General features: G+C 33.7%; 22 protein-coding genes. 6 read left to right on the top strand and 16 right to left on the bottom strand.

What is annotated here, in order from left to right:
• The first annotated feature begins 5 nt into the window (after positions 1-5).
• Entirely contained in the window at positions 6-1526 is a 1521-nt protein-coding gene (locus CJ739_RS13620; protein ID WP_117176252.1) for a GH3 family acyl-acid amido synthetase, read from the top strand.
• Here the strand turns inward: CJ739_RS13620 and CJ739_RS13615 are convergent, their stop codons facing one another.
• Both CJ739_RS13615 and CJ739_RS13610 read right to left on the bottom strand, forming a co-directional pair.
• Positions 1527-2279, bottom strand: coding sequence for a hypothetical protein (locus CJ739_RS13615; protein WP_335645406.1), 753 nt, complete (start codon positions 2277-2279; stop codon positions 1527-1529).
• On the bottom strand, positions 2218-3066 hold the full coding sequence (locus CJ739_RS13610) for an SDR family oxidoreductase (protein ID WP_117176250.1): 849 nt from the start codon (positions 3064-3066) through the stop codon (positions 2218-2220). Before CJ739_RS13610 ends, CJ739_RS13615 begins: the two co-directional genes overlap by 62 nt.
• A 210-nt stretch (positions 3067-3276) precedes the next feature.
• Between CJ739_RS13610 and CJ739_RS13605 the strand changes: the two genes are divergently transcribed.
• The 3 genes from CJ739_RS13605 to CJ739_RS13595 all read left to right on the top strand — a co-directional run bounded on the left by CJ739_RS13605 (position 3277) and on the right by CJ739_RS13595 (position 6834).
• Complete coding sequence (locus CJ739_RS13605) at positions 3277-3687, top strand: arsenate reductase family protein (protein ID WP_117176248.1); 411 nt, start codon at positions 3277-3279, stop codon at positions 3685-3687.
• 65 nt (positions 3688-3752) lie between these two features.
• Positions 3753-4292 (top strand): hypothetical protein, encoded by a 540-nt coding sequence (locus CJ739_RS13600; RefSeq protein ID WP_117176246.1) that lies wholly within the window; start codon positions 3753-3755, stop codon positions 4290-4292.
• Between the two features lie 235 nt (positions 4293-4527).
• A complete protein-coding gene (locus CJ739_RS13595; RefSeq protein ID WP_205419365.1) occupies positions 4528-6834 on the top strand; it encodes a glycosyltransferase in 2307 nt (768 codons plus the stop codon).
• Between the two features lie 40 nt (positions 6835-6874).
• On the opposite strand, the gene CJ739_RS13590 is transcribed toward CJ739_RS13595, so the two are convergent.
• Both CJ739_RS13590 and CJ739_RS13585 read right to left on the bottom strand, forming a co-directional pair.
• Complete coding sequence (locus CJ739_RS13590; RefSeq protein WP_236951507.1) at positions 6875-8224, bottom strand: glycoside hydrolase family 130 protein; 1350 nt, start codon at positions 8222-8224, stop codon at positions 6875-6877.
• Positions 8225-8513: 289 nt separating this feature from the next.
• Positions 8514-8999, bottom strand: coding sequence for a YciE/YciF ferroxidase family protein (locus CJ739_RS13585; protein WP_117176241.1), 486 nt, complete (start codon positions 8997-8999; stop codon positions 8514-8516).
• A gap of 336 nt (positions 9000-9335) precedes the next feature.
• Between CJ739_RS13585 and CJ739_RS13580 the strand changes: the two genes are divergently transcribed.
• Positions 9336-10409: a serine hydrolase domain-containing protein gene (locus tag CJ739_RS13580; protein ID WP_117176239.1), complete on the top strand. Its 1074-nt coding sequence runs from the start codon at positions 9336-9338 to the stop codon at positions 10407-10409.
• 89 nt (positions 10410-10498) lie between these two features.
• Here CJ739_RS13580 and ftsY read toward each other — a convergent pair whose 3' ends face one another.
• From ftsY to recR, 11 genes are all read right to left on the bottom strand, one after another.
• Complete coding sequence (ftsY, locus tag CJ739_RS13575) at positions 10499-11452, bottom strand: signal recognition particle-docking protein FtsY (RefSeq protein ID WP_117176237.1); 954 nt, start codon at positions 11450-11452, stop codon at positions 10499-10501.
• A 341-nt stretch (positions 11453-11793) separates the two neighbouring features.
• Positions 11794-11946 carry a DUF4295 domain-containing protein gene (locus tag CJ739_RS13570; RefSeq protein WP_117176235.1) on the bottom strand — a complete coding sequence of 51 codons (153 nt, stop codon included), beginning with the start codon at positions 11944-11946 and terminating at the stop codon, positions 11794-11796.
• Between the two features lie 6 nt (positions 11947-11952).
• Positions 11953-12135: a 50S ribosomal protein L33 gene (gene rpmG, locus CJ739_RS13565; RefSeq protein WP_117176233.1), complete on the bottom strand. Its 183-nt coding sequence runs from the start codon at positions 12133-12135 to the stop codon at positions 11953-11955.
• Between the two features lie 26 nt (positions 12136-12161).
• Positions 12162-12398 carry a 50S ribosomal protein L28 gene (rpmB, locus tag CJ739_RS13560; RefSeq protein WP_111309066.1) on the bottom strand — a complete coding sequence of 79 codons (237 nt, stop codon included), beginning with the start codon at positions 12396-12398 and terminating at the stop codon, positions 12162-12164.
• 83 nt (positions 12399-12481) lie between these two features.
• A complete protein-coding gene (locus CJ739_RS13555; RefSeq protein ID WP_117176231.1) occupies positions 12482-13732 on the bottom strand; it encodes a competence/damage-inducible protein A in 1251 nt (416 codons plus the stop codon).
• The gene (locus CJ739_RS13550; protein WP_117176229.1) at positions 13732-14073 is read right to left on the bottom strand and encodes an Hpt domain-containing protein; all 342 of its coding nucleotides are present in this window, start codon (positions 14071-14073) and stop codon (positions 13732-13734) included. Before CJ739_RS13550 ends, CJ739_RS13555 begins: the two co-directional genes overlap by 1 nt.
• Complete coding sequence (locus CJ739_RS13545) at positions 14074-14685, bottom strand: fumarylacetoacetate hydrolase family protein (protein WP_117176227.1); 612 nt, start codon at positions 14683-14685, stop codon at positions 14074-14076.
• 100 nt (positions 14686-14785) lie between these two features.
• Positions 14786-15562, bottom strand: coding sequence for a 3'-5' exonuclease (locus tag CJ739_RS13540; protein ID WP_117176225.1), 777 nt, complete (start codon positions 15560-15562; stop codon positions 14786-14788).
• Between the two features lie 322 nt (positions 15563-15884).
• Positions 15885-17216 carry a dihydrolipoamide acetyltransferase family protein gene (locus CJ739_RS13535; RefSeq protein ID WP_117176223.1) on the bottom strand — a complete coding sequence of 444 codons (1332 nt, stop codon included), beginning with the start codon at positions 17214-17216 and terminating at the stop codon, positions 15885-15887.
• A gap of 85 nt (positions 17217-17301) precedes the next feature.
• Complete coding sequence (locus tag CJ739_RS13530) at positions 17302-18402, bottom strand: glycosyltransferase family 2 protein (protein ID WP_117176221.1); 1101 nt, start codon at positions 18400-18402, stop codon at positions 17302-17304.
• A gap of 7 nt (positions 18403-18409) precedes the next feature.
• Positions 18410-19027, bottom strand: coding sequence for a recombination mediator RecR (recR, locus tag CJ739_RS13525; RefSeq protein WP_117176219.1), 618 nt, complete (start codon positions 19025-19027; stop codon positions 18410-18412).
• Between the two features lie 113 nt (positions 19028-19140).
• On the opposite strand from recR, the gene CJ739_RS13520 reads away from it, so the two are divergent.
• Entirely contained in the window at positions 19141-20583 is a 1443-nt protein-coding gene (locus CJ739_RS13520) for a sodium:solute symporter (RefSeq protein WP_117176217.1), read from the top strand.
• Here CJ739_RS13520 and CJ739_RS13515 read toward each other — a convergent pair.
• Entirely contained in the window at positions 20554-20916 is a 363-nt protein-coding gene (locus CJ739_RS13515; protein ID WP_117176215.1) for a CoA-binding protein, read from the bottom strand. The genes CJ739_RS13520 and CJ739_RS13515 overlap by 30 nt on opposite strands.
• Positions 20917-20964 lie beyond the last annotated feature (48 nt).

The raw sequence follows: 20964 nt of genomic DNA, 5'->3' as shown, positions 1-20964 counted from the left end.
CTTTTATGAATATCATAGGAAACATAATTAAAGGCGCTATAGAGTTAACGGAAAAATTAACGCCAACATCCAACCCTCAAAAAAAACAAAAAGAGGTATTAAATCATTTATTAGTGACAGCCAAAAATACAGCTTTTGGTAAATTTTATGATTTTAAGGCTATCTTGGAGTCGAATGATGCTCAAAAAAAATTTGCTGAAAATATACCATATTTTGACTACAATACAATTCATGAACAGTGGTGGTCTAAAATCCATGAAGGACACACCAATGTCACTTGGCCTGAAAATCCATCCTATTATGCACTTAGCTCTGGTACTACCGGAAAAACCAGTAAATACATTCCTGTAACCCAAGCCATGGTTGAAAGCATAAAATCCACTGGAATTGCACAAATATTGGCTTTAAGTAATTTTAATTTGCCCGCTTCTTTCTTCGAAAAAAGCATATTAATGCTGGGTAGCTCTACAGATTTAGTCAAAAAAGAAGAACATTTAGAAGGTGAGATTAGCGGTATAAGTGCTCGTAATATTCCCTCGTGGTTTAGAGGCTATTACAAACCCGGAGAAGATATTGCCCAAATTAAAGATTGGGATACGCGTATTCATCAAATTGCGCAACACGCCAAAGATTGGGACATAGGTGCCTTAAGCGGCATTCCTCCATGGATTGAGCTTATGTTGGCTGAAGTTATTTTTTATAACAAAGCAAAGAACATTCATGAGATTTGGCCAAATTTAGAAGTATATACTTCTGGTGGCGTGGCATTTGGTCCTTATGAAAAAAGTTTTAATGCCTTACTGGGTAGACCCATTACCGTTATTGATACCTATTTGGCTTCTGAAGGTTTTATTGCTTTCCAAACCAGACCCGAAACCGATGCTATGCAATTAGCAACAAATCATAGTATTTATTTTGAATTTGTTCCTTTTTCACCAGATTATATAACTGAAGAGGGCTCACTAAAACCTCATGCTCCCGCCCTTACCATTGATGATGTGGAATTAAACAAAGAGTATGTATTAGTAATAAGCACGGTTGCGGGTGCATGGCGTTATGTTATTGGAGATACTATTGAATTTACGGACATTGAAAGAGCAGAAATTAAAATAACGGGGCGAACAAAATTTTTTTTAAACACCGTAGGGTCTCAGCTTTCTGTTAACAAACTTGATGATGCCATTAAATATCTTGAAGAAAGCTTTGATATTGAAATAAAGGAATATACGATATGTGCAAAACGCTATGACGGTGAATTTTACCATAGTTGGTATTTGGGCACAGTTGAAGACATTAAGCCTGATTTATTAGCTAAATCATTAGATGATTATCTAAAAGAAGCTAATAAAAATTATGGTGTGGCACGTTCTAAAGCATTAAAAGGCGTGAAAGTAAAAACCGTTCCATCGGCTATTTTTTATGAATGGAATGCTGTAAATAAAAAGAAAGGTGGGCAAGTTAAAATGGAGCGTGTTATGTCCGAAGAAAAATTTACTGAATGGGAATTATTTGTAGAAAACAATTGATTATCCTTTTTGACCAGAAAGTTTTGCCTGTTCCTCGCGCTCTTTAACTAAAATCATAATTTCCTCTGGTGAGAGATAAAATCGTTTCATTCTCCTTTTATATATTTCTGAAAAATTAGCTTCATTTAAAATAAAATTTTTAGTAGCTAAAATATAGGTTTCCATGCCATGCGCAACTGCAAAAAAATCGGCACTACGTTCGGCACGTTTCATTGCTTTTTCTGAAAATAAATAGCCCAAGCCAAATCCAATAAGATTTAAACCGCTCCGATCTTGATAATCCATAATATGACCTAATTCATGTCCGAACCAACCAATAAGCACGTTTGACGGGATATTTTTAGTATAATAAATACTATCTCCAATTTTAAAAGATGTAGTAATTAATACCTTATATTTCCGATTGGATTTATTACAAAAAAAACTCCAAAATTCGGGCTGTGCCTGCATAGTAGATTTTCGGATTTTACTTTTAAACTTAAATTCTATGGGTACTTCCGCTAGTTCTGGATAATGCGACAAGGCTATTTTAACTTCTTCGGCAATAGATTCGGGATATGTATGTTTCGTATGCAACTCATACAAATTTAAGGATTTATATAAAAAAAACAAAAAACATGGATGGTCAAATTTATAATAAAATACTGGAGATTCAGTAAATAACACAACTTCATCTTCACGGTTACCGCCTTTAACCTCCAATAATTTCGCCACCGTTAATATGAATAAATTGCCCTGTAATATAACTGCCATCTTCGCTTGCTAAAAAAACATAGGCAGGTCCTACCTCACTGGGTTGGCCTGCTCTACCCATTGGAGTATCTTGACCAAAATCGGTTACATCATCAAAACTGGCTGGGATAAGCGGCGTCCAAATAGGGCCTGGAGCAACTCCATTGACACGAATTCCATTCTTGGCCAATTGAGCCGATAATGACCTTGTAAAACTTACTATAGCACCTTTTGTACTCGCATAATCTACAAGGTGTTTACTTCCTCTATATGCTGTTACAGAACTCGTATTTATTATAACATCACCACTATTTAAGTATTTTAACGCTGCTTTGGTTAAATAAAAATACGGATAGATATTAGTCTCAAAGGTCTTCTGCAATTGTTTTTTACTTACATCTGTTAAGGAATCTTGAGGAAACTGCATGGCTGCATTGTTTACTACAATGTTTAGCTTCCCAAACTCCTTAATACATGCTTCTACACTAGACACACAATTTTTTTCGTCTGTTAAATCCTTTTTAATAAGAATGCATTTTCTACCTATTTTTTCAACTTGCTCTTTGATGGCATTCGCATCTTTAGTTTCTTTTAAATAAATCAGTACTATATCTGCGCCTTCTTGAGCAAAATGCAACACTGCGCTAGCACCTATCCCACTATCCCCACCAGTTACAATAGCAACTTTATCTTTTAATTTTCCTGATCCTTGGTAGTTTTTGCGTATCAATTCTGGCTTGGGAACCATTCTATGTTCTTCACCCGGTTGGGACTGTTTTTGTTCCGGAAACTTATTTGGCTTTTTCATAATACATTCACTTTGATATATTTTCAAATTAAAAACTAAAATGGAAAAGCTTTAAACTGAATTGAATTAAAAATTAATCCAATAGCGTTCCTTCTTCAAAACAACATATTTTCATTAAATTTTATTTATGGGTTATTATAATATGCGATTGGGTTAATCTTTTGAAAAGTTATTTTTTTTCTTTGTATGTTACCTCAATCACATATACTTATGGGCATCATAGCAAATAACGATAACGAAATTAGAATATATTACAGCAGTGAAACTTCAATTGGAAAGCAGGCTTATGCTTATGTGGTTTCTTCTGAAAAAAAGGTACTGGGTATTGATGTTTCTAAAACCAAAGTTCCTGGAAGTCATTGGGCTGAAATGGCCGAGGCTCTTAATGTAGGCATAGAAAAGTTAATTAATAGAGAACACCCCGATTTTGTAAAACACTATGGAAATAAAAATATTGATTTGGATCAACACGATTGGCTTCGTATTTTAGAAAACCATCCAGAAACTTTAGCATTCCCCATAGTGCTAATGGGGAAAAAAGTCATAAAAATAAAATCACCTTCCGATTTTGTGAAATATATGGAACCCAATACACGCCATATAGAAGATTCAAATCAATAAAAGAATGATTTTTTACAGTGAACAAACTTTAAATTTTATGGCACCATAGCTTTAAACTATAAAAAATGAAAACCACTAGATATACAAAAAGATCCATCTTAGGAGGTGTTATTTCTTTATTTATAATCTTTTTGGGAACCTTACTTTTAGGGGAGTTGAGTGGTTATGAAGCGAAAGCACTTATTAAAAAATCCTTAGCGGGAATTAATACCCTATGTAATACTATTGCTTTAGCATCGGCCACTATTTTGGCATTATTATTAACAGTATTAAGCATTAGCTCTAATTCAAAATCAAAACTTAAGAAAGATCATTATTTACATGTGCTTCAAATAGCTAAATTAGATACAACCGTTTTTATTGCTTCCGTTATGTCTTTTTTATTATTAAATCTCCCTATAACGGAATCGGATGCTGTACCTAACAACTGGTTTAATTTTATCTATTACATGTCGTTGGCTATTTCAAGTATTTTGGCCTCAGGCCTCATTGTAGTGATATTAATGCTTTACAATTCTATAGTTAATATTATAAAAATTATCGGTCTCGGTATGCAAGACCATCCTTTAGCTGATACCAGTAAGGAAGAAAAAACCAAAAAATAAAGTTCATTGGTTCTCGTGGTTATTGGTTTTACGAGTGATTCATTAATAGTACATACGCATCGACAATGTTGTATTATATCAACATTTCTTTTATAGATTTCCATTATTAATCCCAATTTGATTGGGTTAACAAATATCTTATTAAGGCTAATAATGAGTTTTCCAAAAGAATAACTTAGCCATAATGGATGGTAAATGATGTGAAAGCAATGTAAAATAACAAAATTTTAAAAGTATGAAACGAGATATAAATATTAAAAGAAAAGTCAGCAAAAAAAGATTACGCTTAAGAAACGAAATTAAAGAACCTAAAAACCTGCCAAAAATATTGCTTATTGCTACGTATCCCCCGAGAGAATGTGGTATTGCAACCTATACCAACGATTTAAAAAATGCTTTAGAAAACAAATTCGAACACTGCTTTGACATAAAAATATGTGCTTTAGACTCCAGCCCCGAAGTCCATACTTACCAAACAGAAGATATTTACATGGTTCTAAACATCAATGATTTACAATCTTTTTCTAAGCTTGCTAATAAAATAAACTCAGAACCAGATTTAGAAATCGTTATGATTCAACATGAATTTGGATTGTTTAAAAACAACGAAGATTCCTTAATAAACTTTATGAAGGCCATAACAAAGCCCATCATTATTACATTTCACACGGTATTACCTAACCCCAATGAAATTTTAGAAAAGCATGTTAAAGAATTAGTAGCTCTGGCAAATACAGTTACGGTTATGACAAAATCTTCTGCCGAATTACTAAGAAACACTTACGGAGTAGATTCAAACAAAATAAAACTAATTTCCCATGGGACACATTTGGTTAAGCACCAAGACAAATCCATACTCAAAGAAAAACATCATGTATCAAATAGAAAAGTTATTTCAACTTTTGGCTTTTTAGGACCAGGAAAGAATATAGAAACCACTTTAGAAGCTTTGCCTGAAATTATAAAAGAACATCATGACATCATGTTTTTTATAGTAGGTAAAACACATCCCACACTTTTTAATGAAGAGGGCGATGCCTACATGGATTTTTTACGTAAAAAAGTTGAAGAATTAAAATTAAACGATCATGTTAGGTTCATAAATAAATTTGTACCTCTTCCAGAATTACTGGAATATTTGCAACTTTCAGATTGTTATTTATTTACTTCAAAAGATCCTAATCAGGCTGTAAGCGGTACATTTTCCTATGCCGTTAGTTGTGGCTGCCCTATTATATCTACACCTATTCCTCATGCTAGAGAAGTTTTATCTAATGGGAATGGAACTGAGGTATTATTTGATTTCGGCGACTCTAAACAATTGGCGCATAAAGTTATTGACCTATTGAATAATGATGATTTAAGACATAAGATGAAAATGAAAGAACTGCACACGGCAATGTCTACTTCTTGGGAAAACTCTGCAATATCACATGCTCTTATTTTTTCTGAAGAAATAAAAAAGCCGCTCAAATTAAAATACAAAAAACCGCCAATAAATTTAAAACATCTAGAAGCCATGACCACAGATGTTGGTATTATTCAATTTTCAAAAATCAACACCCCAGATATTGGTTCGGGGTATACTTTAGATGATAATGCCAGAGCGCTTATTGCTGCTTGTGACTATTATAAGATAACACAAAATCCAAAAGTTTTAAAACTAGCAAGAACATATATCAATTTCATTTTAAAATGTCAACGAGATAATGGGTTGTTCTTGAACTATGTGAATGAGGGCAAAAAATTCACAAAGCAAAATAATGAAGTAAATTTAGAAGATTCAAATGGCAGAGCTATTTGGGCTTTAGGATACGCTTATTACCTCATGGAAGAAGGTATTGATTTGGATATCACATTACTTCAAAACATGACATGGTCTATTAACTATTTTAACCAAAAAGTTCAGCATTTTAAATCACCTAGGGCACTTGCCTTTGTTATAAAAGGATTGTGCTTCTTCAACTTAAAAGAGAATGATATAAAAACAAACACCATTATAAATGATTTGGCAAATAAGCTTGCGGAATTGTACGCTTTCCATGCTGAAAAAGATTGGAATTGGTTTGAACCTTATCTTACCTATGCGAACAGCGTTTTACCAGAATCACTTTTATACGCTTGGAAAGCTACCGGAAATAATAGATTTAAACATATAGCAAAAGAATCTTTTGATTTTTTACTTTCAAAAATCTTTAAAGAGGATTCTATTCGAGTCATTTCAAACCAAAATTGGCTAATAAAAGGATTTGAGGATAAATCATCGGCATACATAGGTGGTGAGCAACCCATAGATGTGGCTTATACCATATTGGCCTTAAAACAATTTAATCGTTTTTTTCCATTTGAAGGTTATGATGATAAAATGGAAATTGCATTTAGTTGGTTTCTTGGTAACAACCAATTAAAACAAATAGTTTACAACCCTTGTACAGGTGGTTGTCATGATGGTTTGGAAGAACATAATGTGAATTTAAACCAAGGAGCAGAGTCTACAGTAAGTTATTTATTGTCCAGATGTGCATTTGAGGACATCGTTTAAATCCATGAGTTACTTCTTCTGTAGGATTTGCAAAAACAACCTAGCTTTCAGCTATAAGAGTCGTTAACAAATCATCCAGATTAACAGTTACGTACGAAGACGCATAATCAGATACCGCATAAGGTAATATTAAATGGTTATTATGTATTAAACTACCGCAAGAATACACAACATTTGGCACGTACCCATCTCTTTCTTCTTCCAAAGGAGAAAGAAGGGGTTCTTTTAATCGCCCTATTTCTTTAGTTGGGTCTTCTAAATCCAACAAGGAAGCACCAATGCAATAGCGTCTCATAGGTCCTACACCATGTGTAATAACCAGCCAACCATGATCGGTATAAATGGGTGAACCACAATTACCTATTTGAGTAAACTCCCATGGGTATTTTGGTTCTTGAATTTTAATCGGATTGTTCCATAATGTAATTCTATTTGAATAAAATAAATAATTATTTACCCCATCAATTCTTGCCAACATGGCATATTTACCCTTGATTTTACGAGGAAAAAGTGCGAAGTTTTTATTTTGTGCCCCATTGCCATGCATAGGCATAATTCTAAAATTTATAAAATCACTTGTGGAAATCAATTTCGGAAGTATGGTAAAACCATCATAGGCAGTATAAGTAGCATAGATTTTTTCAGAACCATCATCATCCGTAAAGCGTACAAATCTGGCGTCTTCAATACCACGACTTTCCGAAGAAGATATAGGAAAAATAACGCGTCCTGATATTTTGGAATCTTCATGAAATTCAATATCATAATAAGAATCTACGAGCCATGTCATTTCTTTAAGAGCCGTTCGTCGTTGTTCATCAATATCCAATGTTAGTATATTTCTAACAGCTTCCTTTAACATGTAATATTCAAATCGCTTTGGCAAGGCATCCATTATAGGGGAAGAATATTCTTTTGGAATATTCATTTCTTCCATTTTTTTCATAAATCGTGTTTTGTTATACGATTTTTTCTTCTTAATTATCGGAAAATCTATATGTTTATGAACCGCTACCATTCTTAAATTATTGGAGGCATCCAGTATGCCTTTTCTAAAAACTATGGATGATAAGTGCCCTTCTCCTGTAGCCCTAAAAGATATAATAACTCTTTTTTCTCCTTCTTCTAAAAAAGTTTGATCAAAATCTTCAATTATGGAAGGATTGAATAAAGCTGCCGACTCTATAGAGTATTCCATGGTGCTATAAGAACCAATTAAAAGCCGCCGTTCTAAAGAAAGTTTCGCATAATCTACCCCAATGGAATTTATGATGTTCTTATAATTACTTGCATGTTTTAAATAAATATCTGAAATATTTCTATGTCTGCCTACAAATTCTTTAAGTGTAATTTCAAGTTCATGTTTAACTTCCGCTTCGCTTAAGGTCATTATTCGGTTTACCAAATTAATAGTTCTGGCATCGCCGTTATTAAAAAATCGAGCTAGGACTCTACTGGAGTCTGGTTTAAAATATAGGTTTTTTCGAGTTACGGAAACCGGCATAGTATTGTTTGATATTAAAGTGATTTATAATTTTAGTTGCTAAAATACTCTTGGATTTTAAAATAAATAAAATACTGCATTAAGCTTTAAATTTATGCATAAAAAAACTGCCTATAAATATTAATTAGTTTATAATAGCTAATTAATTTCATAGGCAGTACAGCTACTAATTAAATTAACTAATAGCTTTTCTATTAAGTCTGCTTTCAGCTAATTTATTCAATTTGCCATCTGCATTGTATTCTTCATCTAGAATTTTCTGCAATTTTTTCGCAATATCTTTATGTCCTAATTCTTTAGCATAGCGGACAGCGGTTCCATATCCAGAAATCTCGTAATGTTCTACACGTTGTGCTTCTGCAATAAGTCCGGCATCTTTAACTTCTGCATCTTTAACTTCTTCAATAAAACTTTCGGTTTCTTTAATTAAGCCTTTCATAGCTTTACAAGTTTCACCACTAACAGATACATCCAATTCGTCGCAAATCTCTTTAATTCTTTTTTTGTGCTCTTTTGTTTCATCAAGGTGGTTCTCAAAAGCTTTTTTTAAGTCGCTATCACTTGCTTCTTTTGCCATCTTAGGCAATGCATCTACTAATTGACTTTCTGCGCTATATAAATCTTGTAATTGATGTTCGAATAAATCTTCTAATGTTTTCATAGTATAAGGTTTTTTTTAAAATAGTATAAGTTTTTTTTTAAATATTTATTTCTTTAAAGATATTTCTAAAAAGGATGAGGAATTAATCTTAAAAGTAAAATTCTTAACCCATATGGTACAGGTAATGGGTGTTGGGTTCGTGAATCGTGAGACGTGAGACATGAAGTGTAAAAAAGCAAATCGCAAAAGAAGTATCTTGTCGTTTTACAAAAGTATCTCTCTAATCGCCTAAAATCTAACTGTCTAACCATCTAACTTTCTAACAATCTAACTTTCTAACCATTTATAATTAAACCTTTTATATCTTTGAATGTCTTATTTATTAAAACCTACTTTATGAAACGTTTATACTTTTTATTGTTTATTAGTGTATTGTCTCTTTTAAACTGCTCTAAAGATGAACCTACTGAGTCCGAAGCCCTTTATTTCCCACCTATAAATTCTAATTCTTGGGAAACAAAATCTATTACAGATTTAGATTGGAATGCCGGTGCAGAACAACCACTTTATGATTTTTTGGAAGCAAATACTACGGATGCTTTTATTATTTTGAAAGATGGAAAAATAGTTATTGAAAAGTATTTTGGTGATTTTGGGCAATCCAGTCTACACTCTTGGAATTCGGCCGCAAAAACCTTAACCGCTTTTACCGTTGGGATTGCACAAGAAGAAGGCTTTTTGTCGATTGATAACCCTTCTTCAAATTATATGGGCACTGGGTGGTCATCACTTACTCCAGAACAAGAAGCAAAAATTACGGTACGTAACCATTTAACCATGACGACCGGACTTGATTATACCGTACCCCAAAACTTTTGCACAGACCCAGAATGTTTGCTTTATAAAAACGAACCAAGTACGTATTGGTATTACCACCAAGGCGCTTATACCTTACTAGATAATATTGTTACAGGTGCCGTACAACAAGACTTTAAAGATTACTTTAACACCAAAATACGCAACAAAATAGGAATGACAGGATCTTGGGTTAAGACAGGCAGCTATTTAAATCTTTATTTTAGTAATGCCAGAAGTATGGCGCGCTTTGGATTATTGAACTTAAATAAAGGCGTTTGGGACAAAATAACCATTTTAGAGGATCAGAATTATTTTAATGCAATGACTACAACTTCACAAGATTTAAACAAATCTTATGGGTATTTGTATTGGTTAAATGGCAAGAGCAACTATAAAATACCAGGTTCTGAAACCTTATTCTCGGGGAAATTAATTCCGAATGCTCCCGATGATTTAATTGCGGGCTTAGGTGCTTTCGACCAAAAATTATACATCATTCCGAGTAAAGGACTGGTGATAGTACGTATGGGCGATAGCGGAAATGAAGACGAACTTGGTCCTACAGAATTTGATAATGACCTTTGGGAAAAGATTAATGATTTGATTGATTAAACAGCTTTTGTTTCAATAAAAGCATAAGTAACAAACAAAAATTATTATTCTAAAGTGGATTCCCACCTTCGCGGGAATGACAAAGATACTTATTTAAAAAACGAATCGACAAACTCAAATTTATTAAATACCTGCAAATCTTCAATACCTTCTCCAACACCAATATATTTCACAGGAATTTTAAACTGATCTGAAATTCCAATAACCACACCACCTTTTGCGGTGCCATCTAGTTTTGTAACCGCCAAAGATGTTACTTCTGTAGCTGCAGTAAATTGTTTTGCTTGTTCAAAAGCATTTTGACCAGTTGAACCATCCAAAACCAATAGCACATCGTTAGGCGTATCATCTACTACTTTTTGCATCACTCGTTTAACTTTGGTGAGCTCGTTCATAAGGTTTACCTTATTGTGCAAACGACCCGCAGTATCTATAATTACCACATCGGCGTTTTGAGTGACAGCACTTTTCAAAGTATCAAATGCTACAGAAGCCGGATCGGAACCCATAGATTGTTTTATCAATGGCACACCTACTCTATCAGCCCAAACTTGAAGTTGGTCTATGGCAGCAGCTCTAAACGTATCGGCAGCACCTAAAACCACACGATATCCTTGTTTTTTAAATTGGTAAGCCATTTTACCAATGGTGGTAGTTTTTCCAACACCATTAACACCAACCACCATGATGACATACGGTTTTTTATCTTGAGGAATCGTAAATTCGGAATCCTCGCCCGAGTTTGTTTCACTTAACAAACCTGCAATCTCTTCACGAAGTATAACATTAAGTTCGTCGGTTCCTAAATACTTATCTTTTGAAACGCGTGCTTCAATACGCTCAATAATTTTCAGGGTCGTGTTAACTCCAACATCGCTAGAGACTAAAACTTCTTCAAGATTATCTAAAACTTCATCATCTACTTTAGACTTACCTGCGACGGCTTTACTTAATTTTCCAAAGAAAGTCGTTTTGGTTTTCTCTAAACCTTTATCAAGGGTTTCTTTCTTTTCTGATGAAAATATTTTTTTAAAAAAACTCATTTATTGAACGTTTATTCGTTGATTTGTTTATTTGTTGATACGTATTTTGTTAGGAATTACCCACCACTTAACGTTTTTGAATTTGTGAATGCTCCGCATTTGAAGCAGCATTCTTTTCTATTCTTCAAAAAAAAGATATAGCGACGTATTTATATTCATAAGTTTAAAATTTTAACTTACGAATGGAAGCCCACCCCCTTTGGTGACTCCCAAATTGGTATTGCAATATTCTTACCGCTAATTTTTACTGCTATTATGGCAGAAAATTGACTTTCAAATATAAACATAAAAAAGCTGCTTCCAATGAAGAAAGCAGCTTTGTATATTTTAAAAAGCTTTTTTTACTTTTTGTTGAAAAAGTCGTCTGCAAATTCTGGAGACATGATTGATTCAACAAACATGTAAGCACCTGTTTTAGGTGATTTTACCATTTTAATCGCTTTTGTTAATCTTTTAGAAGATGTTTGTAACGATGCTACTGTTTTCTTTGCCATGACTTATTATTTTATCTCTTTATGAACTGTCATACGCTTAAGGATAGGGTTGAATTTTTTAATTTCCATTCTATCTGGCGTATTCTTTTTATTCTTTTTAGTAACGTATCTTGAAGTTCCTGGTAACCCAGACTCTTTATGCTCTGTACATTCTAATATTACCTGAATTCTATTGCCTTTCTTTGCCATTTCTTTTTACTTATTAAATACAGCTATTATTTTAAAAATCCTTTAGATTTTGCATCCTTAATTGCTGCAGTAATACCTATTTTGTTGATAGTTTTTAGAGCAGATGTAGAAACTTTCAAAGTTATCCAGCTGTCTTCTTCTGGAATGTAAAAACGTTTCTTCACTAAATTCGCATTAAATTTGCGTTTAGTTTTATTCATTGCATGAGACACGTTGTTTCCAACCATTGCCTTCTTACCTGTAAGTTCACAAACTCTTGACATTATTTATAACTTTAAATTTCTTTGTTGCTTAAAATCGAGGTGCAAATATACAAATTCTTTGTATTATGACAACCTAATTTTTATCAATTTTTAAAAATTTCTTTCAGAAGCATTTCCAAAGCTTTATTTACCGCCTTACTTATCACTTTTATACGGTGATTTCCTAGCATAAACTTTTCTGAATACACACCATTTTTTGTAGCAATGGCAATAAAAACCGTTCCTACTTCTGCTTCTGAATCACCTTTGGTAGGCCCTGCATTTCCTGTGGTTGCCACAGCGAAATCTGACTGGAATAATCGCAGTGCATTACTAGCCATAGTCTCTGCCACTTGAGCACTTACCACCGAAAAGGCATCTATATCTGCTTTTGAAACACCTAAAACATTCATTTTAGATTCAGTTGAATAGGTTACTACGCCACCTTTAAAAAAAGCCGAAGCCCCAGGATGTGTCGTAAATTGTTCTGCAATCATGCCGCCCGTACAACTTTCGGCAATAGCTAAGGTTTTTCCTAATTTATTTAACTGTTTTGCAATAACAACTTCTACAGAACCGTCTTCTTCTTCAAAACCTGCAAACTCGTTTTTTATTAATGGGATGACTTTATCAAGTTCATTTTGAACACTATTGATTACTTCCTGAACATTGGATCCTTTTGCCGATAAACGCAACCTCATTTTTCCTAAACTTGGTAAATAGGCTAATTTAATATGTTTTGGCAAAGTATCTTCCCATGCTTCAATGCGTTCTGCCAAGGCACTTTCACCTATACCATATACCAATAAGGTTTTATGTAAAATATATGGGCAATTATATTTTTCCTTTAGCTTTGGAATCACCGCTTCTTCAACTAAGGCATTCATTTCGTAAGGTACTCCTGGAAGTGATATAAAAACTTTATGGTCTTTTTCCATCCACATACCTGGAGCTGTACCCAATTTGTTCATAAGCACTTTTGCTTTTGAAGGTACAAGCGCCTGATCGCGATTTACTTGAAGTAATAAACCACCAGTATAATGTTTCCAGAGCTCTTCAATATTTTCTATAATCGAATCGTCTTTTACTAATGTATCATTAAAATATTCGGCGATGGTTTTTTTGGTAATATCGTCTTTTGTTGGCCCCAAACCACCTGTAAGAATAACGATGTCTACATGATTCTCGGCATCTTTTAAGGCTTTAAGGATATGTGCTTTATCGTCTTGAACCGATGTTATTTGGTAAACGGAAATCCCTATTTTGTTAAGATGTTTTGCTATAAACGCAGAATTGGTATCAATAACTTGACCAATTAAAAGCTCATCGCCTATGGTGATTATTTCGGCTAGCATTATAAATTAAAATCTGATTTTATTTCAGCTACAGCATTATCAACAGCCGAAATAACAATAGCCAATTGAGAAGAAATATCTAAATCCCTTTTTTCAAATTTTCCCCAATCTTGGACTTCAATTAAAGTATCAAGCACCCCTAATTCGAATAAATCGACAGTTGGTTTCATTTTATGCGCCGCTTGATAAGTCGTATGATAATCTTTTTCTGCAACCGCTTTTTTTAGTCGTTCGGCGTCTTCTGGCACTTCTTCCAAAAAAGCTTCGGCTAAAGTCGCAATAAAATCTTCATCGTTATCTGCTAACTCGCGTACCCTAAATAATTTGTAATGTCGTTCCATTTATTTTATTGTTATTGAGAACATTTCTTTATCTTCTATAAATCCTTTAAGTTTATCATTTGCAAATACTTTGCCTACTCCCGCAGGAGTTCCCGTAAATATAATATCTCCAATCTTTAAAGTAAAATATTTTGACACATATTCTATTAATTCATCAATTTTCCAAAGCATGTGGCTTGTATTTCCTAATTGTACAATATTTTCATTTTTTTTTAAAGAAAATTCAATCGCATTGACATCTTTAAAATCTGAAACCGGTAACCACTTACCTACAACAGCAGCGCCATCAAACGATTTTGCTTTTTCCCAAGGCAATCCTTTTGCTTTTAATTCGCTTTGTAAATCACGTGCCGTAAAATCAATCCCCAACCCAATTTCATCATAATACTTGTGTGCAAATTTTTTATCGATATACTTTCCTATTTTATTGATTTTAACCAAAATCTCCACCTCATAATGTACATCATTTGAAAAATCGGGAATGAAAAAAGGTTGTTTTTTCAACAGAATAGACGTGTCCGGTTTTAAAAACACCACCGGATCTGTTGGTTTTTCGTTTTCCAATTCTTTGATATGTTCGGTGTAATTACGACCAATACAGATGATTTTCATTATCGTTTGTTGAAAGGTTGTTTGCTGTTAAGTTGATTTGCCACGAATACACGAACATTTATCCATGTCAACTGAAAACTGTTACTGAATACTGCGGCTTCTATCCTAATTTATTATTAAAACTTCTAAGTTTTATAGCTGTTAATACTTTTTTTGTGTACAATGGGAAATCGGCATTTAACAACCATCCAAAATACCCCGGTTCGGCTTCTAAAACTTCGGTAACTAACTTACCTTTGTGCTTTCCGAATGAAAAACATTCTTCGCCTTGTTTGTTATAAACTATAAAGCCTGCAAAATCTGCAAATTGCTTTCTAGAGCTGAACTCTGCTAAAAACTTCGTATCGTTTTCTATTTCATCATACTTAGCTATTTGTGCTTTTAGTACCTCGTAAGTTGCCCTGGTATCTGCTTCTGCTCCATGTGCGCCTTCTAGCTCTTCATGGCAATAAAACTTATAGGCGGCACTTAAGGTACGTTGTTCCATTTTATGAAAAATGGTTTGCACATCTACCGCTACACGGTTTTTCATATCGAAATCTACCTCAGCACGCAATAATTCTTCTGCCAATAGTGGAATATCAAACCTGTTTGAATTAAAACCTCCTAAGTCGGAATCTTTAATCATGTTATAAATATCTTTGGCAACTTCCTTAAATGTTGGTTTATCTGCAACATCTTCGTTTGTTATGCCATGAATAGCTATCACTTCATTTGGAATGATCATTTCTGGATTTACCAACCATGTTTTGCTTTCTTCCTTTCCGTTAGGGTGCACTTTTAAAATAGCAATTTCAACAATGCGGTCGGTGGTTATATTTACACCTGTTGTTTCTAGGTCGAAAAAACAAATGGGTTTGGTGAGGTTTAAATTCATTAGTTTTATTTTTCTGTTGAATAATTTGTCTTTAAATAGACAATTACAAAAATAAGGAAACCCAACCTTTTAATAAATTGGATTCGTCTTTTAAAATTTATTTTGATCGAAAAGAATTCCTCGACGTTTGCGTCGAGGTTTTCGTTGAAATTGTCATTGACTTCGTCGAATCTTCGATTTCCCGTGAAAATGGGAATCCAAATAGAGAATTTTGATTTTTGGCCCAAAAGCCAAAATGAAACGAGCGAAATACCTCTGTGGCTCTGCGAGGATAGTTCGTTTAAAAAAAATTCTTTATTGAGATTCCTGCCTCCGCAGGAATTTATATTTCCCTATTACTATCCCAAGCTTCCAGGTAATCTTTAACGGCTTTTACAAATTGCCCTCCTAAGGCACCATTTACCACACGGTGGTCGTAAGAGTGCGATAAAAACATGCGGTAACGGATACCTATAAAATCCCCTTCGTTGGTTTCAATCACTGCAGGTACTTTACGTATAGCTCCCAATGCCAAAATACCGACTTGTGGCTGGTTAATAATAGGTGTTCCCATAATGCTGCCAAAGGTACCTACATTGGTTACTGTATAAGTACCACCTTGTATATCGTCGGGTTTCAGTTGGTTGGCTCGTGCACGATTTGCCAAATCGTTAACTTGTTTGGTCATGCCTACTAGATTAAGCTGGTCGGCATTTTTAATAACCGGCACAATTAAATTCCCATCCGCCAACGATGCAGCCATTCCTAAATTGATATTTTTCTTTTTAACAATCGTATCTCCTTGTATGGAAATATTCATCATTGGAAAATCGCGAAGTGCTTTAGCCACTGCTTCCATAAAAATGGGCGTAAAGGTTAAATTTTCACCTTCACGTTTTAAAAACGCATCTTTTACTTTATTTCTCCAGTTCCAAATTTTGGTAACATCAGCTTCAATAAAACTTTGAACGTGCGCTGATGTTTGAACCGATTCTACCATGTGATGTGCAATAAGTTTGCCCATTCTGGTCATTTCAATAATTTCATCTTCACCACTTACTACAACTGGCGTTGGAGTTGGTTTTTGTTTTTCAGGTTGAATGGTTTTAACAGCCGGAGCTTCAGTTTCAGGTATTCCTGTTTCGGTTTTACCAGATTTATTTTGAATATAGTTTAGAATATCATTTTTTGTAACACGATTATCAATGCCGGTCCCAACAATACTATCGAGTTCTTGCTGCGAAACGCCTTCTTCTTTAGCTATATTTTTAACCAAGGGCGAATAAAAACGATCTTCACTTGAAACTACAGGTGTCGCTGTTTCTTTAGCTATAGCAATAGATTGACTTACAAACGCTGCGGCTTTTTCTTCTTCTACAGGAGATTCGTTTGAAGGTGTTTCTGAAACTTCTTCAATAGTACCATCTTCATCATCTTCCGTTTGAATGATTGCAATTGTTTGCCCAACTTGAACAATATCATCTACATTAAAAAATTTCTCAACTAAAATACCATCCACTTCACTTGGTACTTCGCTATCCACTTTATCGGTTGCGATTTCCAATACTGCTTCATCAAGTTCTATTGTATCTCCAACTTCTTTTAACCAAGATGTTATAGTCGCCTCTGCAACACTTTCTCCCATTTTGGGTAATTTAAGTTCAAACTTTGCCATATCAATAACGTAATACTTCTTTTCTATTTTCCGCTTGCAAAATTAATTAAAAAACATTGATTTTTTTAAATTATTTATAACAAAACTAATTTAAAACAACAATTTCACCTCTACTTATGGTGTTATCGCTTCCAAGTATAAAGTTAGCCTGCTTTGGTAGTATTTTGTAGGTAATGGATTTATCTTTTTTAGTGTCACTCATCATTACTATAATTTCTTTATAACTCAGCTTATTAGCATCAAAAATAACCTCTGTTCCATTTTCAAGGGTGTTTAAATTCGACTTTAAACTTAGCTTTTTTGGTAATGCTAGTTGCAAAGCATCATTCATTTTATCTGAAATAAAAACATAACCACTAATACGTTTTTCTTTGGCTACAGGCAATTTTCTAAACAAATAAACCACCCTAATACCAAGCCAAACAAACATGTCAAACAACAGGTTTTTCTTAAAGTGCTTTTTATAGAATATTTGCATGGCACCATAAAAACGACGTGCATAAAATTTGTCTTTTAATGTACTTTCTCCTTTGTAATGAATGATCGTTGTAGCTCCAAAATAGTAATTCTCGTAACCCGATTTTAATACTTTATAAGACAAATCGATATCTTCACCATACATAAAATAATCTTCATCAAACCCTTTTACCTTATGATATAAATCTCGTTTCATCAACATAAAAGCACCAACTAAAATATCGGTTTTCCCTATCTCATTTTCATTTAAATGATTGGCATAATAGGCTTCTGAATTTCCATATACTTTTTTAAATGCCGCATTTATATAAGGAATATTTCGTTTGCTTTCTGGCAGAAAAACACCAGATCCATTTATAAGCCTACATCCTACAATCCCTATTTTTTCCTTACTTTCAGCAAAGCTTAAAAGTAATGTAAACGTGTCTTCTGCAACAACCGTATCTGGGTTTAAAATGCACAAATACTCGCCTTTTGCCTGAGAGACACCTATATTATTTCCTTTTGAAAACCCAAAATTCTCTTTGTTTTCTATTAGTGTAATTTCGGGAAATAAATCTTTCACCATTTGGCAACTACCATCTTCAGAATTATTATCGACTACAATAATTTCTGCATCAATAGTTTCGATTGCCGCTTGTACACTTTTTATACAGAGTTCTAAAAAGTAACGGACATTATAATTTAGTATAACAATAGATAACTTCAAAAGATCATTATAGTTTTAAAGAAGATTCAAACGGCACTCTATTAACTATACTTCTTCCAAGGGTAATCTCATCGGCATATTCCAATTCATCGCCAACCGAAATGCCTCTAGCAATGGTTGATGTAAAAACTTGGTACTCCTGAATTTGTTTAAAAATATAAAAATTGGTGGTATCGCCTTCCATTGTAGAGCTTAACGCAAAAATAAGTTCTTTTATTTTGCCTTCTTTTACTTTGTTTACCAATGAAACAATATTTAAATCGTGTGGACCGATACCATCCATAGGCGAAATTTTACCTCCTAAAACATGGTAAAGACCTTTAAAGGAACTGGTGTTTTCAATGGCCATAACATCACGAATATCTTCTACCACACAAACAAGGGTTTCATCCCTATTAGGGTTTGAGCAAATTTCACATAAATCGACATCACTAATATTATGGCACGATTTACAAAACTTGACATCATTCCGCATGGTTTGCAAAGCTTCAGATAATGCCGTTGTTTGCTCTTTAGGCTGCTTTAACAGATGCAACACCAAACGCAAAGCGGTGCGTTTACCAATCCCTGGCAATTGCGACATTTCGTTAACAGCACGTTCAAGTAATTTTGAAGAGAATTCCATAGACTGCGAATTTAACACTTTTTGGCACAACTTAAAGAATGCAATACAAAAGAATAAATATGCATTCCAAGAAACTGTTTTAATTTTGTATTTTGGCTACCTAATCTAAACACATGAGCGCTACACAAATCATTCTACTTATTGCTGCCTATTTTGGAATGCTTATTATCATATCCTATTTCACTGGAAAAGAAAACTCTAACGATGCTTTTTTCAAAGCGAACAAATCGGCTCCATGGTATTTAGTGGCTTTTGGAATGATTGGTGCTTCACTATCTGGGGTTACTTTTATTTCGGTTCCTGGTTGGATTGAAGCTTCGCAATTCAGCTATATGCAAGTAGTTTTTGGCTATATAGTAGGCTACTTGGTAATTGGAACCGTGTTACTCCCTTTGTATTATAAACTCAATTTAACATCTATTTACACCTATTTGGAAGAACGCTTTGGAAACTATGCTTATAAAACCGGAGCGTCGTTTTTTTTAATTTCCCGTGTTGTTGGTTCTAGTTTTAGGTTGTATCTCGTTGCAAATGTGTTACAAATAATATTGTTTGACGAATTAGGCATCCAATTTTGGCAAACGGTGACCATAACTGTAGCATTAATTTGGCTGTACACGTTTAAATCGGGTATAAAAACCATTATTTGGACCGATACGCTTCAAACCCTATTTATGCTTATTGCTGTAGGGGTTTCCATTTATTATGTTAGTACCGATTTGGGCATAAGCGGCGGTAATCTTTTAGGCTATATTTTAGATAGTGATTTGTCTAAAACCTTCTTCTTTGATGATTATAAGTCTGAAAATTACTTTTGGAAACAGTTTATTTCTGGCGCATTTATAGCAATAGTAATGACAGGTTTGGATCAAGATATGATGCAAAAAAACTTAACATGTAAATCGCTTAAAGATGCACAAAAAAACATGTTTTGGTTTACGATTGTTTTAACGATTGTCAATTTTATTTTTTTAAGTTTAGGTTTACTTTTAACTGTATATGCCCAACAACTTGGTATTGATGCACACAAAGACGCACTGTTCCCCATACTTGCAAAAAACCATTTGGGTGTTGGCATTTTTATTTTCTTTCTTATTGGCCTAATTGCCGCTGCTTATAGTAGTGCCGACAGTGCATTAACAGCCTTAACAACATCATTTAGTATAGATATTCTAGACATCGAAAAAAAATACGATACGGCAAAACAAATTACCATAAGAAAGCAAATTCACATCTTAATTTCCCTATTACTAATATTGGTTATTGTAGCGTTTAAATATATTATTAAAGATGAAAGTGTTATAGCCAAACTATTTGTTTTTGCAGGTTATACCTATGGACCACTTTTAGGTCTTTACAGTTTTGGACTCTTTACAAAATGGCAGGTTAAAGATAAATTAGTACCCGTTATAGCTATTCTATCGCCTATATTATCTTATATAATAAGTATAAATAGCTTAAAATGGCTCGATTTTGATTTCGGATTCTTTATTTTAATCTTAAACGGATTCCTTTCCTTTTTAGGATTAATACTGATTCGTAGAAAGCAACACTAACGAACAAGCAGCTTCAAAAGGAATAGTATTCTCCTTTAAAATTTTATATAACTCAGGATTCTCGGTTCCGGGATTGAAGATAACGCGCTTCGGTTTTAACAACACTATATAATCATAATACATGATCTGATTTTTAGGGTTCAGATACAAGGTTACTGTATGTAAATTTTCAAAAGACACCAATTCTGTATGAATGGTCACACCTGCAACCACACCTTGCCTCAACCCTAAAGCTACTGTTTCAATATTCTGACTTACAAGTTTTTTAATTACATAATTTGAATACCTACTAGGGTTTAAAGATGCCCCAAGCACCAACGTTTTTTTATTCATCTGTTTATATTTATTATTTTAATCTGATCGGATGGAACACCCTAAATA

It is taken from the genome of Mariniflexile sp. TRM1-10 (assembly GCF_003425985.1).
Classification (GTDB): Bacteria; Bacteroidota; Bacteroidia; order Flavobacteriales; family Flavobacteriaceae; genus Mariniflexile.
This window is presented reverse-complemented; position numbering and strand designations above follow the sequence as displayed.

Coding starts and splice junctions, on each gene's coding strand:
- CJ739_RS13620 (WP_117176252.1), top strand. CDS start 6: ATGAATATCATAGGAAACATAATTAAAGGCGCTATAGAGTTAACGGAA.
- CJ739_RS13615 (WP_335645406.1), bottom strand. CDS start 2,279: ATGGCAGTTATATTACAGGGCAATTTATTCATATTAACGGTGGCGAAA.
- CJ739_RS13610 (WP_117176250.1), bottom strand. CDS start 3,066: ATGAAAAAGCCAAATAAGTTTCCGGAACAAAAACAGTCCCAACCGGGT.
- CJ739_RS13605 (WP_117176248.1), top strand. CDS start 3,277: ATGGGCATCATAGCAAATAACGATAACGAAATTAGAATATATTACAGC.
- CJ739_RS13600 (WP_117176246.1), top strand. CDS start 3,753: ATGAAAACCACTAGATATACAAAAAGATCCATCTTAGGAGGTGTTATT.
- CJ739_RS13595 (WP_205419365.1), top strand. CDS start 4,528: ATGAAACGAGATATAAATATTAAAAGAAAAGTCAGCAAAAAAAGATTA.
- CJ739_RS13590 (WP_236951507.1), bottom strand. CDS start 8,224: ATGACCTTAAGCGAAGCGGAAGTTAAACATGAACTTGAAATTACACTT.
- CJ739_RS13585 (WP_117176241.1), bottom strand. CDS start 8,999: ATGAAAACATTAGAAGATTTATTCGAACATCAATTACAAGATTTATAT.
- CJ739_RS13580 (WP_117176239.1), top strand. CDS start 9,336: ATGAAACGTTTATACTTTTTATTGTTTATTAGTGTATTGTCTCTTTTA.
- ftsY (WP_117176237.1), bottom strand. CDS start 11,452: ATGAGTTTTTTTAAAAAAATATTTTCATCAGAAAAGAAAGAAACCCTT.
- CJ739_RS13570 (WP_117176235.1), bottom strand. CDS start 11,946: ATGGCAAAGAAAACAGTAGCATCGTTACAAACATCTTCTAAAAGATTA.
- rpmG (WP_117176233.1), bottom strand. CDS start 12,135: ATGGCAAAGAAAGGCAATAGAATTCAGGTAATATTAGAATGTACAGAG.
- rpmB (WP_111309066.1), bottom strand. CDS start 12,398: ATGTCAAGAGTTTGTGAACTTACAGGTAAGAAGGCAATGGTTGGAAAC.
- CJ739_RS13555 (WP_117176231.1), bottom strand. CDS start 13,732: ATGCTAGCCGAAATAATCACCATAGGCGATGAGCTTTTAATTGGTCAA.
- CJ739_RS13550 (WP_117176229.1), bottom strand. CDS start 14,073: ATGGAACGACATTACAAATTATTTAGGGTACGCGAGTTAGCAGATAAC.
- CJ739_RS13545 (WP_117176227.1), bottom strand. CDS start 14,685: ATGAAAATCATCTGTATTGGTCGTAATTACACCGAACATATCAAAGAA.
- CJ739_RS13540 (WP_117176225.1), bottom strand. CDS start 15,562: ATGAATTTAAACCTCACCAAACCCATTTGTTTTTTCGACCTAGAAACA.
- CJ739_RS13535 (WP_117176223.1), bottom strand. CDS start 17,216: ATGGCAAAGTTTGAACTTAAATTACCCAAAATGGGAGAAAGTGTTGCA.
- recR (WP_117176219.1), bottom strand. CDS start 19,027: ATGGAATTCTCTTCAAAATTACTTGAACGTGCTGTTAACGAAATGTCG.
- CJ739_RS13520 (WP_117176217.1), top strand. CDS start 19,141: ATGAGCGCTACACAAATCATTCTACTTATTGCTGCCTATTTTGGAATG.
- CJ739_RS13515 (WP_117176215.1), bottom strand. CDS start 20,916: ATGAATAAAAAAACGTTGGTGCTTGGGGCATCTTTAAACCCTAGTAGG.